The organism is Cypionkella sp. TWP1-2-1b2 (assembly GCF_049896245.1).
Taxonomy (GTDB): Bacteria; Pseudomonadota; Alphaproteobacteria; order Rhodobacterales; family Rhodobacteraceae; genus Cypionkella.
On record NZ_JAFCTX010000004.1, the window covers coordinates 88694 to 102735 of the forward strand.

Sequence of the window (14042 nt, forward strand, 5' to 3'; positions counted from 1 at the left end):
CCATGACGCCGGCCCCAAGCGCCCCGATCTTCCGCCCCATTGCAGAACGCGCGGTGCTGGTGGAGTTTGGTATGGCGCTGGACCACGCCGCCCATGAGGCCGTTTTGCGGCTGGATCAGGCGCTGGCCGCGCAGCCTTTCATAGGCTTCCGCGAAGCGATCCCCGCCTTCGTAAATCTTCTGGTCGAGTTTGACCCTGCGACCACCGATCACCCCGCTGTCACGGCCCATCTGCGCAGCCTGCTTAACGCCGAAACCACAGCCCGCGCGCGGCCTACCCAACGCGAGGTGCTGGTCTGCTACGAAGACTCGCCTGACCTTAACGCCGTCGCCGCGCAAACCGGCCTTACGCCAGAGGCGGTGATCAACGCCCATCTCTCCGGCGATTACGCTGTGTTCATGTATGGCTTTGCGCCCGGCTATGCCTATCTTGGTGGCGTACCAGAAGCGATCCGGCTGGACCGCAAACCCGCCCCGGTGCGCGATATCCCGGCGGGATCGGTGATCATCGCGGGCGCGCAATGCCTGATCACCACGCTGCTGATGCCGACCGGATGGTGGATCATTGGCAGATCGCCCACCCCGATCCTGACCCATGACCCCGCCCGCCCCTTCCTGTTCGATGTCGACGACAAAGTGCGCTTCCACCGCATCAGCCGGGCGGAATACGAGGCGGCACAATGACCGAAGCCAGCCTAAGCGTCACCTTTGCAGGCCCGCATGTCAGCATCCAAGATCAAGGCCGCCGCGGACTGATGCGCTACGGCGTCCCGGCTTCCGGCCCGATGGACCGCCGAAGCTTCGCCATCGCCAACGCCGCGCTCGGCAATCCTGTGGGTCATCCGGGCATTGAAATATCGCTCGGCGGACTATCCCTGCACTGCGAAAGTGGAACCGTCACCTTCGCCCTCGCAGGCGGTGGTTTCATTGCTGAAACTGCGGGACGCAAGCTGGGTGCGTGGAATATCTTCACGCTGCAAGCTGACGAAACCCTCATCATCCGCCCCGGTCCCTGGGGGAGTTGGACCTACCTTGCCATAGCAGGCGCACTGCAAGCCGAAAGCTGGCTCGGCAGCCGCGCCACACATGGATCTTCCGGCTTCGGCGGTGGCAAACTGACACCCGGGCACGTGCTGACGATCCAGGATGCGCAAACGCGCCCTGATCTTGAAGGCCCAATCCCATGCCCGATCTGGGCCCGCCCGCGCCATCTCCTGCGCTGCACGCTAGGCCCGCAGGATCGGTTCTTCAGCGGCGAAACGCTGGCCACCTTCACCACAGCGCGGTTCGAGATGACCGACGCTTTTGATCGGATGGGCCTGCGCCTGCGCGGTCCTTCCGTCGCCCCCAAAAAAGCGTTGTCGATCCCGTCCGAGCCGATCCTACGCGGCTCGGTGCAGGTTTCGGGCGATGGCACGGCCACCGTGCTGCTGTCGGATCACCAGACCACAGGCGGCTATCCGAAGATCGCCACGGTTCTGGCGGATGATCTGGACAGCTTCGTGCAATGTCGTCCGCGCGACGCGGTGATGTTTCAAGCCATCACGCCTGCCGAAGCCATCGCGATCACGCGGCAAAACGCGCTCCGCTTTGCCGGGTTTCAAGATCGGCTGCGCGGCGTTTAAATGCCGTGACCGCTCCAGGGTCCATGCTTGTCGGCGATGCCATCGACCCGCTCAAACCCGTGCGCGCCAAAGAAATCGCGCTGGGCCTGGATCATGTTGGCGGTGGAACGCCCGGTGCGCATCATGTCAAACCACGCAAGGCCCGAGGCCAAAGCGGGCAGCGGCAGACCGCTCAGCGCGCCCGCCGCAATCACCTGGCGAAGAGCGCTGTGCGTTGCCTTCAAATGGTCGGCAAAGAACGGTGCCAGCATCAGGTTGCGCCCTGCATCCTCGGTCAACGCCGTCGCCATATCGTTCAGCATGGAAGATCGGATGATACAGCCCTCACGCCACACCCGCGCGATTTCCGGCAACGGCATCGGCCAATCAAACGCCTTGGACGCCGCCGAGATCAAAGCAAAACCTTGGGCGTAGCACAGGATTTTACCCGCGATCATCGCCTGTTCCAGCTGCGCCAGTGTCACGCCCGCGCCCGCTTGCGGGGCAGCCCCGAATACGGCTTCGCCCGCCAGACGTTCCTCCAACCGCGACGACAGATTGCGCGCCATCACCGCCGCCTCAATCGCGGGAATGGTGGCGGCGAGGTGCTGCGCCTCGATCACCGTCCAGCGTCCGGTGCCTTTTTGGCCAGCGCGGTCCAGGATCATATCCAGCATCGGCTTGCCGGAATGAGTATCGGTGGCGGCGGCGACTTCGCCTGAAATCTCAATCAGATAGGATTGCAGCGGGCCTTCATTCCAGGTCTTGAACGTCTTGGAAATCGCGGCGGCGTCCATGCCCAAGCCGTCGCGCATCACACCGTAAACTTCGGCGATCATCTGCATGTCGGCGTATTCGATGCCGTTGTGCACCGCTTTGACGAAATGGCCTGCCCCGGCTGGCCCCATGTAATCGGCGCAGGGTTCGCCCTTATACTTCGCAGCAATCGCGTTCAGAATCGGCGCAACCCGATCCCAATCGCTGCGCAACCCGCCGCCCATGATCGCAGGACCGTGCCGCGCGCCTTCTGCCCCGCCTGACACGCCAATGCCAAGGAAATGCGGGCCGCTTTTTGCAGCCGCGGCAGAGCGCCGATCAGTGTCGTGGAACAAAGCGTTGCCTGCGTCGATGATCAGATCATCGCGGTCTAGAAGCGGTGTCAGATCGGCGATCATTTCATCCACCGGGTCGCCCGCAGGTACCATCAGGATAATGGCGCGTGGCTTGGCAATCGCCGCAACCAGATCGGCCAAGGTATCTGTCGGAGTGATCTTATCGGCCAAAGTACCAGCCTCGGCCTTAAAGCCATGCGTCACCGACGTGGTGCGGTTCCACACGGCAATGGGAAAGCCCTTTTCAGCGATGTTTAGGGCCAGCATTGCCCCCATTGTGCCAAGGCCAATCAGGCCGATTTGGGATTGGGTCATGGTGTCTGTGCTCCGACGCGGTTCAAGGTGATAGCGTATAGGCTTGTGGTGGCGGTGATGAAAAGCTGATGCTTGGCCCGCCCCCCAAAGCAGAGGTTTGAGACGGTCTCGGGAACAAGGATCTTTCCCATCAAATGGCCATCAGCCGCGATGCAATGCACGCCATCGCCAGCCGAGGACCACAGATTGCCATCCGTGTCGCAGCGGATGCCATCGGAACAACCGGGGGTGATGGTGTGAAATACCGCACCGCCCTTTGGCCGCCCCGAGGCCATGGAAAAACTGCGGATATGTTGCGGGTCGGAGTGAAACATGCGCCTGGTGTCCGCGACATAAAGCGTCGCCTCATCCGGGCTAAAGGCCAGACCGTTGGGGCAGTTGAAATCGGTCAATACCGCTTCAATGCTGCCATCAAGGTCTACGCGGTAGACGTTGCAGGGCAGTTCTTGCTTGGCGGCAAAGCCCTCATAATTTGACATGATCCCGTAGTGCGGATCGGTGAACCAGATCGAGCCATCGGATTTCACCACCACGTCATTCGGCGAATTCAGAGGCTTGCCCTGATAGCTGTCGGCAATCACGGTGATGCGGCCATCCAGCTCGGTCCGCGTCACCCGGCGCAGGCCATGTTCGCAAGACACCAGCCGCCCCTGACGATCGCGGCTATGGCCGTTGGCATAATGCGACGGCGCGCGGAAAGTCGAAACCCCGACACCCGGCGTATAGCGCAAAATCTTATTGTCCGGGATGTCGGAAAACAGCAGACATCCCGCATCACCAAACCAAACCGGGCCTTCGACCCAATCAAACCCCGTCGCCAGCTGTTTCAAGGGCGCGTTGCCCATCACAAAGCGGCCAAACGCTGGGTCGTAGGCTTCAAAACATGACATGGTGCTGACTCCCCCGCGCAATGTGAGCGATAACATAGGACAAGGTCAAACCGAAAGGCATCCCGTAGCATACGGCCCAAACAGGCGCCCGTTGCGAATAGCTGTGAAAAGGGGCACCCTGTAACAGGCCCGGCTTGTAACAGGCACGTCGGCCCCCATTTGATTTAATATAGGAGCTTTTCATGGACCCGAACCAATTCATCGGCAGCGGCGCTGTGTTTGCCGCTATTGCCATTTTCATCATCGTCGCTTTGCTCAAAGCCGTACGGATCGTGCCGCAAAGCGATAAGTATGTGGTCGAACGCCTGGGCCGCCTGCGCTCGGTTCTGGGGCCAGGCATCAATTTTACCGTGCCGTTTCTCGACCGCGTCGCGCATAAGGTGTCGATCTTGGAACGTCAGTTGCCTACCGCGCATCAGGATGCCATCACCACCGATAACGTGCTGGTCAAGGTGGAAACCTCGGTGTTCTACCGGGTGATCTCGCCAGAAAAAACCGTCTACCGCATCAAGGATGTGGATTCAGCGATTGCCACCACCGTGGCCGGGATTGTGCGCTCGGAAATCGGCAAGATGGAGCTGGATCAGGTGCAATCTAACCGCAACGAGCTGACCGCGAACATCCGCGAACATGTCCGCGCGATGGTGGAAGATTGGGGCATCGAAGTGACCCGCGCCGAGATTCTGGATGTGTCGCTGGATGAAGCCACCCGCCACGCCATGATGCAGCAGCTGAACGCCGAGCGCGCACGTCGGGCGCAAGTGACCGAGGCTGAGGGCAAAAAGCGCGCGGTGGAGCTGAACGCCGATGCAGAACTTTACGCAGCCGAGCAGGGCGCAAAGGCCCGCCGCGTTTTGGCCGATGCCGAAGCCTATGCAACCGAAGTGATCGCAGGCGCGATCAAGGAAAACGGCATCGAGGCCGCACAATATCAGGTGGCGTTGAAGCAGGTTGAGGCGCTGACAACAGTGGGCCAAGGCGCGGGCAAGCAGATGATCATCGTGCCAGCGCAGGCTTTGGATGCCTTCGGCGATGCCTTTAAGATGTTGAAAGGGCGTATCTAAATGTGGTCAATCTGGTGGGTTTGGATCGCTGGCGGCTTTGCCTTGGGCGTGGCCGAGGTGCTGCTGCCCGGCTTTATCTTCCTTGGCTTTGCCGCAGGCGCGGTGCTGACCGGGGTGCTGTTGGGCGTCGGTCTGTCGGTCAGCCTGCCGCTGACGCTCTTGATCTTCGCCCTGCTCTCGCTGGCGTCATGGATCGCCCTGCGCGCCACGCTTGGGGTAAAAACCGGGCAGGTCAAGCTGTGGGACAAAGACATCAATGACAACTAAGCTGCGCTGATGGATTTTGTCGGCTGCAAGGTGGCGCTGCTGTGTGGCGATGCCTTGCTGACCTATATGCGCGACGACAAGCCCGGCCTGCCATGGCCTGCAACCTGGGATTTGCCCGGTGGTGGACGCGAGGGCAATGAGACGGCTGAGGCCTGTCTGCTGCGCGAATTGCATGAGGAGTTTGGGCTTATGCTGCCGCCCGAACGGCTGATCTGGCGCAAGGTTTGGCCCAGTATGATGGATGCCAGCCGGGCTTCGGTGTTCTTCGCAGGCCGGATCAGCGCGACCGAAATCGCCGCTATCCGCTTTGGCGACGAAGGCCAGTATTGGCAGATGATGCCGGTGGCCGACTACCTGAACCATCCGCAAGCCATCCCGGAATTGCAGCGCCGCGTCACCGTGGCGCTGCAGCAGCTTTAACCAACCTTAAAAGTCGCCATCACCGCCATGTTCAGAATATCATTCACCGTCGAATTGGTCGAACAGATCTGAATAGGCTTCTTCACCCCGGTCAGGATCGGCCCGATCACTGTCGCCCCGGCCATTTTTTAAATCAGCTTGACCGAAATCGAGGCCGAAAGCCGCGCCAGAACCACTAGAATATTCGCGGGGCCCGGCCAGCGACAGAATGGACATTGCGCCATCCCTTAGGCGTTCAGCGCGACATCCACCGTCATCTCGCCCTCATACTCAAAATCCACGCCCAGTTTATCCAGCACTTTGGGGGCTATGTGCATCTTGGTGGCACGTTCCGACACCGGATAGCCGAAGGTCGGAAACCTGACGAACGCGGCCCGAGGCTTAAGCCCCAAATCGCGCACCGCATCGCCAAGGCCTTGCCCAAACCGGCCCGCTGATAGGCGACGGCGGCGCGCAACACACGAGAGTCATCGCCCTTGGTAAAGATCATCCGCGCCTTATGGCTATGCGCGTAAGCTTTCATGTTGATGATCGGGCGACGCGCCGCGCCGGTATCAATTCCGGCCTGCGCCACCGCAGGCAGGATCACATAGATCAGCCGCGGATCAAATGGCGTCTGGATGATGGAATCGCGACCAAACGACAGCTTGCGGCCGTAGGCCATCGCCACCTCATCCAGCACATCTTCGCGCGCCAAGGCGGCCAAAGCGCGGGCGCAGGCGATCTTCATCTCATCATTGATCGCGCGGGCGTGGGTGTCTAAAGCCCCGCGAAACAGATAGGGCAAACCCGGCGCGTATTGACCTGATTGGCATAATCCGAGCGCCCGGTCGCCACGATGGCATCCGCCCGCACCGCATGGGAGATCACCGCCGTGCCGTGCTGATCGTCATGAAACACCGGGATATCCATTCTGACGGTGATCGCGATGCGCAGCCTGCAGCATAGAGCCTTTCCGTCGCCTCCCCGGTTTTGTAGGGTGACGGGCGATCAGGGGGATGAATGTGGCCGACGACACCGTAACGCCGATGATGGCGCAATATCTGGAAATCAAAGCGCAGAACCCCGGCGCGTTGCTGTTCTACCGTCTGGGCGATTTTTACGAGATGTTTTTCGAGGATGCCGTCGCCGCTGCCGAGGCGTTGGACATCACTCTGACCCAGCGCGGCTTTCACAACGGCAAACCGATTGCTTTGTGCGGCGTGCCCTATCATGCCGCCGAGGGATATCTGCTGACGCTGATTCGCAAGGGCTTTCGCGTGGCGATTGCCGAGCAGATGGAAGACCCTGCCGAGGCGAAAAAACGCGGCGCGAAATCGGTGGTGAAGCGCGATGTGGTGCGGCTGGTGACACCGGGCACGCTGACAGAGGATTCGCTGCTGGAAGCGCGGCGGCACAATTATCTGGTGGCCTTTGCCGAGGTGCGTGACGAGTCCGCGCTGGCTTGGGTCGATATCTCCACAGGCGAGCTGCGGGTGATGCCCTGCCCGGAAGTGCGGTTGGGGCCGGAACTTGCGCGGCTGGCCCCGCGCGAGGTGCTGGTGTCAGAGGTGCGCGAGCGTGATTTGGCTTTGATCGTGACTGAATCTGGCGCAGCCGTGACCGCTTTGTCGCGTGGCAGTTTCGATTCCACCAGTTCCGAACAACGCCTGTGCAAGCTGTGGAATGTCGGCTCTCTGGACGCCTTCGGGGCCTTCGGACGAGCGGAAATCGCCGCGATGGGCGCGCTGGTTGACTACCTCGACCTGACCCAACGCGGCAAACTGCCCCTGCTGCGCCCGCCTGTGCGCGAAAATGCAAACGGCGCGATGCAGATTGATGCCTCGACCCGGCGCAATCTGGAACTCACCCAAGCCTTGCCGGGTGGACGCGAAGGGTCACTGCTTGCCGCTGTGGATCGAACCGCCACCGCAGCGGGCGCGCGGCTGTTGGAGCGCCGGATTTCCAGCCCCTCGCGCGACTTGGGGGTGATTCACCTGCGGCTGGAATCGGTGCGATTTCTGCTGGAACAGAGCCGTTTGCGCGAAGACCTGCGCGCCGATCTGCGCCGGGTGCCAGATATCGACCGCGCGCTGTCACGGCTGGTATTAGAGCGCGGCGGGCCTCGGGATTTGGCCGCGATCCGCGCTGGATTGACGCAAGCGGAAAACATCGCGGCCCAGATGGTTGAGGTGCCGCTGTTGATGGCCGAGGCCGCGAAAGCACTGGTCGGCCATGGTGCGCTGATCGACCTGCTGGGTGAAGCCCTGATCGCCGAGCCGCCATTGATGGCGCGTGATGGCGGCTATATTGCGGCTGGTTTCGACCCCGATCTGGATGAGACACGCCGTCTGCGCGACGAAGGGCGCGGTGTGATTGCGCAGATGCAAGCCGAGTATATAGCGCTGTCCGGCGTGCAAAGCCTGAAGATCAAGCACAATAATGTGCTGGGGTATTTTATTGAAACCACCGCCCTGCATGCGGAAAAAATGCATGCGGCTCCGCTGTCGGAAACCTTCATCCACCGTCAGACCACCGCCAATCAGGTGCGCTTCACCACCCTGCCATTGAATGAAATTGAGACGAAGATCCTCAACGCTGGCAATCGCGCGATGGAGATCGAAAAGCGGCACTACGAGGCGCTTAGAGCCGCTATTTTAGATCAGTCCGGCCCGATTGGAGCCGCCGCGCGCGGGTTAGCCGAGATTGATCTTGGCGGTGCGTTTGCTGATTTGGCGGCAGCGGAAAACTGGGCGGAGCCGCGCGTTGATGACAGCCATGCTTTCATCGTGACAGGCGGGCGGCATCCGGTGGTGGAGCGCGCGCTGCGCAGACAAAGCGGGGCTGCGTTTGTCGCTAATGACTGTGCCTTGACGGAAGCCGCAACGCCAGCGATCTGGCTTTTGACCGGGCCGAACATGGCGGGCAAATCGACGTTCCTGCGACAGAACGCGCTGATTGCGCTGCTGGCGCAGGCGGGCAGCTTTGTGCCAGCGGCTTCGGCGCATATCGGGTTGGTCAGCCAGTTGTTCAGCCGGGTTGGGGCGTCCGACGATCTGGCGCGCGGGCGCTCGACGTTCATGGTCGAGATGGTCGAAACCGCGGCAATTTTGAACCAGGCCGATGATCGGGCTTTGGTTATTCTGGATGAGATTGGCCGCGGCACGGCGACTTATGACGGGCTGTCGATCGCTTGGGCGACGATGGAGCACCTGCACGAAACCAACCGCTGCCGGGCGCTGTTCGCCACCCATTACCATGAAATGACGGCACTTTCGGGTAAACTGGCGGGCGTCGAGAATGCCACTGTCACCGTCAAGGAATGGGACGGCGAGGTAATTTTTCTGCACGAGGTCAAGAAAGGTGCGGCAGATCGCTCTTACGGTGTGCAGGTTGCCCGCTTGGCTGGCCTGCCTGCCACGGTGATCGAACGCGCAAAGGTGGTGCTGGAGGCGCTGGAGTCGGGCGAGCGCGAAGGTGGTTCGCGGCAAAAGGCGCTGATTGATGATCTGCCGCTGTTCCGCGCTATGCCCGCACCTGCGCCGAAAGCAGTTGCGAAGGCTTCAAAGGTAGAAACTGCGCTGAAAGACGTGCTGCCGGATGAGTTGACGCCAATACAGGCGTTGCGGCTGGTCTATGAATTGAAAGAAATGCTGAAAGCTTAGGTCAAGTTTGATTGCTTTTGTATAAATCCCCGGTGGGAGGGCCGGAGGGTGTGGAACCCTCCGGGATAGGCCAAGCAATCAGCCTTGGGTATTTGAGGACACGCCGACCTGCGCCGGGCGCAGCAGACGGTCATGCAGCATGAAACCGACGCCGAGAACCTGAATGATCTGGCCGGCTTTGGTGCCGGGCAGTGGCGCCTCGAACATCGCTTGGTGCTGTTGGGGGTCGAAAACTGCGCCAATCTCTGGATTGATCTCGTCGACGCCGTGCTTTTTCAGCACATTGGTCAACTCGCGCATGGTCAGTTCTAGCCCTTCGATCAGGGCGGGGGCCTGGGTGCGGGTTTCCTCGGATGCCGCATCAAGAGCACGCTTGAGGTTGTCATATACCGGCAGCATGTCGCGGGCGAGTTTCGAGCCGCCGTATTGCTCGGCCTCACGCCGGTCCCGCTCGCCACGTTTACGGGCGTTTTCAGCATCGGCCAGCGCGCGCATGAAGCGGTCGCGCATGTCGTCACGCTCGGCGCGCAGGGCATCGAGTTCTTCGGCTGCGACGAAATCTTCGAGCCCTTCAAGATCGCCAGTCTCTGGTGCGGTGTTTTCCTGCGCCATCATCGTCTTCCTTACATGCGTTCCGTCTTTGAGCACGCCCTAGCCCGAACCGCGTTCGGACAAAAGCCTGCCGACCAGTTGTGCGGTGTAATCGACGATGGGAACAATCCGGCCATAATTTAGCCGGGTCGGTCCAATCACGCCCACCGCGCCAATGATCTTGCGATCAGCGTTCATATAGGGAGAGACCACCAGAGAGGAACCCGAAAGTGAAAAGAGTTTGTTCTCGGAGCCAATAAAAATGCGCACACCTTCACCAGTTTCGGCCAATTCGAGGAAATCGGCGATGTCTCGCTTGCGTTCCAAGTCATCGAACAGGATGCGGATGCGGTCGATGTCTTGAGATTCGGCGGAGTTTTCGATCAGGTTTGATCGGCCACGGACGATCAGACGCTCGGCATATTCATCGGAATTGTCCCAAAGGGCGATGCCACTTTCCACAAGGGCGCGGGCAAGCGAATCAATTTCCTGACGGCGGTTGGCGATATCTTGACCGATGCTGCGGCGGAGTTCGGAGAGGGTTTTGCCTTCGGCGAGGGCGTTCAGGAAATTCGCGGCCTCACGCATGGAGGACGGGGTTTGACCGGGCGGAGGGGTGAAGACGCGGTTTTCGACATGGCCGTTGGCGAAAACCAGCACCACCAAGGCGCGTTCGGCGGCAAGGCTGACGAATTCGATGTGGCGGATTGGCGCTTCGGCTTTGGGGGCAAGCACCACAGAGGCGCCCTTGGTGATACCCGACAGCGTGCCACCGATGTGGTCGAGCAGGCTGGTGATGTCGGGCTCGTTGCTGGCAGAGGCGGTGTCGATCAGCTGGCGGTCTTCTGCGGCGACGGTGCCGACTTCCAGGAGGCCATCGACGAACAAGCGCAGGCCCAGCTGTGTGGGGATGCGGCCTGCCGAAATATGCGGGCTGTCGAGCAGGCCGAGAAATTCGAGATCCTGCATGACGTTGCGAATGGTGGCTGCTGACAGCCGCTCGGTCATGCTACGGGTCAGGGTGCGCGAGCCGACCGGATCGCCGGAGGCAAGGTAGCCTTCGACGACGCGGCGGAACACCTCGCGCGAGCGCTCGTTCATCTCGGTGAGGATCTTGCTGCCGTCGGTCATGTTGTGGTTCTCTGTGGGCCATCACGGCGGCACGTCCAATAGGGAGGCCCGTCCATTAAGGAGGCTCTGGCGCGAACGTCAATGAGGGTTGCATCGGTGAGGGGTGCGGGACTATCTGGAGCAAAGCGGAAAAGGATGATGCAATGCGCCCCTCTGGTCGGAAATTGAACGAAATGCGCCCGGTTTCGATGGAAATCGGTGTGATGAAACATGCGGAAGGCTCCTGCCTGATCAAGATGGGCGAGACGCATGTTTTGTGCTCGGCCACCATCGAAGATAAAGCGCCGCCGTTTCTGAAAAACACCGGCTTGGGCTGGGTGACGGCGGAATATGGCATGTTGCCGCGGGCGACCAATTCGCGGATGCGGCGGGAAGCTGCTACGGGCAAGCAATCCGGCAGAACGCAAGAAATTCAACGACTTATCGGGCGGGCTTTGCGGGCTGGGGTGGATCGCTCGGCTTTGGGTGAGCGGCAGATCGTGATTGATTGCGATGTCATTCAAGCCGATGGCGGCACGCGATGTGCCTCAATTACCGGTGGTTGGGTGGCATTGCGGTTGGCGATGAATAAGCTGCTGAAGACCGGGATGATCGTCAGCGATCCGATGATCGACCATGTTGCGGCGGTGTCTTGCGGGATTTATGCCGGGCAGCCGGTGCTGGATCTGGATTATCCTGAGGATTCTGCGGCGGGGACGGATGGCAATTTCATCCTGACCGGGCGCGGCCGGATGATTGAGGTACAGATGTCGGCGGAGGGCGCGACGTTCTCGCGCGATGAGATGGGCGAATTACTGGATCTGGCTGAGGCTGGCGTTGCCGGACTGGTTGCGGCACAGAGGGCGGCTTTGGGGATCGCATGATGCGGAAGTTCTCGGGCAATCGTCTGCTGGTTGCGACGCACAATCGCGGCAAGCTGGAGGAAATTGCTAAGCTTTTGGAAAAGTTTGAGATTTCTGTAGTCTCGGCCGGTGATCTGGGTCTGCCGGAGCCGGTTGAGACCGAGGATAGCTTTGTTGGCAATGCCCGGATCAAGGCGCATGCGGCGGCGCAGGCCACCGGATTGCCCGCGCTTTCCGATGATTCTGGCATCACGATTGAGGCTTTGGGCGGGGCTCCGGGCGTCTATACGGCGGATTGGGCAGAGACTTCGACCGGGCGGGATTTTGTCATGGCGATGACGAAGACTTGGGACAAGTTGGAGGCGATTGCGGCGCCAGAGCCTCGGCTGGCGCAGTTTCTCTGCACTTTGGTGTTGGCTTGGCCGGATGGCCACGATGAGGTGTTTGAAGGGGCGATGGCAGGGCAGATTGTTTGGCCGATGCGCGGAGATCAGGGCCATGGCTATGATCCGATCTTCCAACCTTTGGGCAGTGATTTAACCTTTGGTGAGATGGATCGCTGGCAGAAGAACCAGATCAGTCATCGCGCTGACGCGTTTCGCAAACTTGTAGACGGATGTTTCACGTGAAACAAATCTCGACCGGATCGCCGTTTGAAGCAACGATGGGCTACAGCCGCGCCATCGTCAAAGGCGGCTGGTGTTTTGTGTCGGGCGTCACGGGCTATGATTATGCGACGATGCAGATGCCGGAGGAGATCGCCGATCAGGCGCAGAATTGTTTTGCCACCATCGCAGTCGTTCTGGACGAGGCGGGCTTCGAGATGGCTGATATCGTGCGGGTGCAATATACCGTGGTTGCACCTGAACTGGTGGAGGCCTTGGTGCCGGTGCTGGGCGCGACCTTGGGACAGATTCGGCCCGCCGCGACGATGGTGATCGCCGGTCTGATCCGCCCAGAGATGAAGGTTGAAATCGAAGTCACGGCATTTAGGGGCTAACGATGGAAGACTGGCAGCATGGCGGCTTTGGTCTGTACCTGCATTGGCCGTATTGCGAGTCAAAATGTCCCTATTGCGATTTCAATAGCCATGTCGCCAGCCAAATTGATCAGAAGCAGTGGCAGCATGCTTATCTGTCAGAGATTGATCGGCTGGGGCAAGAAACCCACGGCCGGATTCTGAATTCGGTGTTCTTCGGCGGCGGCACTCCGTCTTTGATGGAGCCAGAACTGGTTGCGGCGATCATTGAGCACATCCGGGCAACCTGGCCAATGTCGAACGATCCCGAAATCACTCTGGAAGCCAATCCCGGTTCTGTCGAGGCCGGACGTTTTCGCGGCTTTCAGCAAGCCGGGGTGACGCGGGTTTCGATGGGGATGCAGGCAATGAACGATGAGGATTTGCGTCGTCTCGGTCGCAAGCACAGCGCCGAGGAAGCACGTAAAGCCTTTGAAATTGCGCGAAATTGCTTTGATCGGGTCAGCTTCGATCTGATCTATGCCCGGCAGGACCAAAGCCTTGCGGCTTGGCGCGATGAGTTGGGCAAGGCGCTGGAGCTGGCGATTGATCACCTGTCGCTGTATCAGCTGACCATTGAAGATGGAACCGCCTTTGCAGATCGCTTTGTCAAGGGCGGCCTGCGCGGCTTGCCAAGCGAAGACCTGTCCGCTGAGATGTTCGAGCTGACGCAAGAGCTTTGCGACAAAGCCGGGTTGCCCGGTTATGAAGTGTCAAACCACGCCAAAAGCGGAAGTGAGTCGCGGCACAATCTGATTTATTGGCGTGGTGGTGATTATATTGGCATTGGCCCCGGCGCGCATGGCCGCGTGACGCTGCAGGGCACAAGATGGGCAACCGAGGCACCGAAATCTCCGGCACTTTGGTTGGGCATGGTTCAGGCAGGTCAACTTCCCGAACTGCCGCGCAGCGCCCTGACCGCAGAAGAGCACAGCTTGGAATATCTGCTGATGTCGTTGCGCCTGAGCGAGGGGTTGGATATGGCACGCTACCAGAATATTTCTGGCGCAGCGCTGAGCGCTCAGAAAATTCACGAATTGTCCGAGATTGGGATGGTTGAAATCACGGGCGACCGACTGCGCACAACCCCAAATGGTCGCATGGTATTGAACGCCGTGCTGCGCGATCTGGCAACTGCCTAAGTG

The 14042-nt window shown here is 60.3% G+C and carries 14 protein-coding genes and 1 pseudogene; 10 read left to right on the forward strand and 5 right to left on the reverse strand.

Annotated features, from left to right (window positions below; all coding sequences use genetic code 11):
* Positions 1–2: 2 nt before the first annotated feature.
* Together ACP7AP_RS03560 and ACP7AP_RS03565 are read left to right on the forward strand one after the other, a co-directional pair.
* The gene (locus ACP7AP_RS03560) at positions 3–683 is read left to right on the forward strand and encodes a 5-oxoprolinase subunit B family protein (RefSeq protein ID WP_426032303.1); all 681 of its coding nucleotides are present in this window, start codon (positions 3–5) and stop codon (positions 681–683) included.
* On the forward strand, positions 680–1624 hold the full coding sequence (locus tag ACP7AP_RS03565) for a biotin-dependent carboxyltransferase family protein (protein WP_426032305.1): 945 nt from the start codon (positions 680–682) through the stop codon (positions 1622–1624). Before ACP7AP_RS03560 ends, ACP7AP_RS03565 begins: the two co-directional genes overlap by 4 nt.
* Here ACP7AP_RS03565 and gndA read toward each other — a convergent pair.
* The gene (gndA, locus tag ACP7AP_RS03570; RefSeq protein ID WP_426032307.1) at positions 1621–3030 is read right to left on the reverse strand and encodes an NADP-dependent phosphogluconate dehydrogenase; all 1410 of its coding nucleotides are present in this window, start codon (positions 3028–3030) and stop codon (positions 1621–1623) included. The two genes, ACP7AP_RS03565 and gndA, sit on opposite strands and share 4 nt — an antisense overlap.
* Positions 3027–3920, reverse strand: a complete 894-nt coding sequence (locus tag ACP7AP_RS03575) for an SMP-30/gluconolactonase/LRE family protein (protein ID WP_426032309.1) — start codon at positions 3918–3920, stop codon at positions 3027–3029. The genes gndA and ACP7AP_RS03575 overlap by 4 nt, the downstream gene beginning before the upstream one ends.
* Positions 3921–4102: 182 nt before the next feature.
* Between ACP7AP_RS03575 and ACP7AP_RS03580 the strand changes: the two genes are divergently transcribed.
* From ACP7AP_RS03580 to ACP7AP_RS03590, 3 genes are read left to right on the forward strand one after another with little or no spacing between them, the layout of a single operon-like run.
* Complete coding sequence (locus ACP7AP_RS03580; RefSeq protein ID WP_426032311.1) at positions 4103–4984, forward strand: SPFH domain-containing protein; 882 nt, start codon at positions 4103–4105, stop codon at positions 4982–4984.
* Positions 4985–5251 carry an NfeD family protein gene (locus tag ACP7AP_RS03585; RefSeq protein ID WP_426032313.1) on the forward strand — a complete coding sequence of 89 codons (267 nt, stop codon included), beginning with the start codon at positions 4985–4987 and terminating at the stop codon, positions 5249–5251.
* Between the two features lie 9 nt (positions 5252–5260).
* Positions 5261–5671, forward strand: a complete 411-nt coding sequence (locus ACP7AP_RS03590; RefSeq protein WP_426032315.1) for an NUDIX hydrolase — start codon at positions 5261–5263, stop codon at positions 5669–5671.
* On the opposite strand, the pseudogene ACP7AP_RS03595 reads toward ACP7AP_RS03590, so the two are convergent.
* A pseudogene (locus ACP7AP_RS03595) lies at positions 5668–6535 on the reverse strand (phosphate acyltransferase); the annotation flags it as partial. The gene ACP7AP_RS03590 and the pseudogene ACP7AP_RS03595 sit on opposite strands and share 4 nt — an antisense overlap.
* A gap of 134 nt (positions 6536–6669) precedes the next feature.
* Between ACP7AP_RS03595 and mutS the strand changes: the two are divergent.
* A complete protein-coding gene (mutS, locus tag ACP7AP_RS03600) occupies positions 6670–9315 on the forward strand; it encodes a DNA mismatch repair protein MutS (protein ID WP_426032317.1) in 2646 nt (881 codons plus the stop codon).
* 78 nt (positions 9316–9393) lie between these two features.
* Here the strand turns inward: mutS and ACP7AP_RS03605 are convergent, their stop codons facing one another.
* Together ACP7AP_RS03605 and hrcA are read right to left on the reverse strand one after the other, a co-directional pair.
* Positions 9394–9927, reverse strand: a complete 534-nt coding sequence (locus ACP7AP_RS03605) for a nucleotide exchange factor GrpE (RefSeq protein WP_304926397.1) — start codon at positions 9925–9927, stop codon at positions 9394–9396.
* 39 nt (positions 9928–9966) lie between these two features.
* On the reverse strand, positions 9967–11037 hold the full coding sequence (hrcA, locus tag ACP7AP_RS03610) for a heat-inducible transcriptional repressor HrcA (protein WP_426032319.1): 1071 nt from the start codon (positions 11035–11037) through the stop codon (positions 9967–9969).
* Positions 11038–11180: 143 nt separating this feature from the next.
* Between hrcA and rph the strand changes: the two genes are divergently transcribed.
* Genes rph through hemW form a run of 4 tightly spaced genes read left to right on the forward strand, consistent with a single transcriptional unit; the run spans position 11181 to position 14039 of the window.
* A complete protein-coding gene (rph, locus tag ACP7AP_RS03615) occupies positions 11181–11900 on the forward strand; it encodes a ribonuclease PH (protein WP_426032321.1) in 720 nt (239 codons plus the stop codon).
* Positions 11897–12508 (forward strand): RdgB/HAM1 family non-canonical purine NTP pyrophosphatase, encoded by a 612-nt coding sequence (rdgB, locus tag ACP7AP_RS03620; protein ID WP_426032323.1) that lies wholly within the window; start codon positions 11897–11899, stop codon positions 12506–12508. The genes rph and rdgB overlap by 4 nt, the downstream gene beginning before the upstream one ends.
* The gene (locus ACP7AP_RS03625) at positions 12505–12879 is read left to right on the forward strand and encodes a RidA family protein (RefSeq protein ID WP_426032325.1); all 375 of its coding nucleotides are present in this window, start codon (positions 12505–12507) and stop codon (positions 12877–12879) included. The genes rdgB and ACP7AP_RS03625 overlap by 4 nt, the downstream gene beginning before the upstream one ends.
* A 2-nt stretch (positions 12880–12881) precedes the next feature.
* Positions 12882–14039: a radical SAM family heme chaperone HemW gene (hemW, locus tag ACP7AP_RS03630; RefSeq protein WP_426032326.1), complete on the forward strand. Its 1158-nt coding sequence runs from the start codon at positions 12882–12884 to the stop codon at positions 14037–14039.
* The last annotated feature ends 3 nt before the right edge of the window (positions 14040–14042 follow it).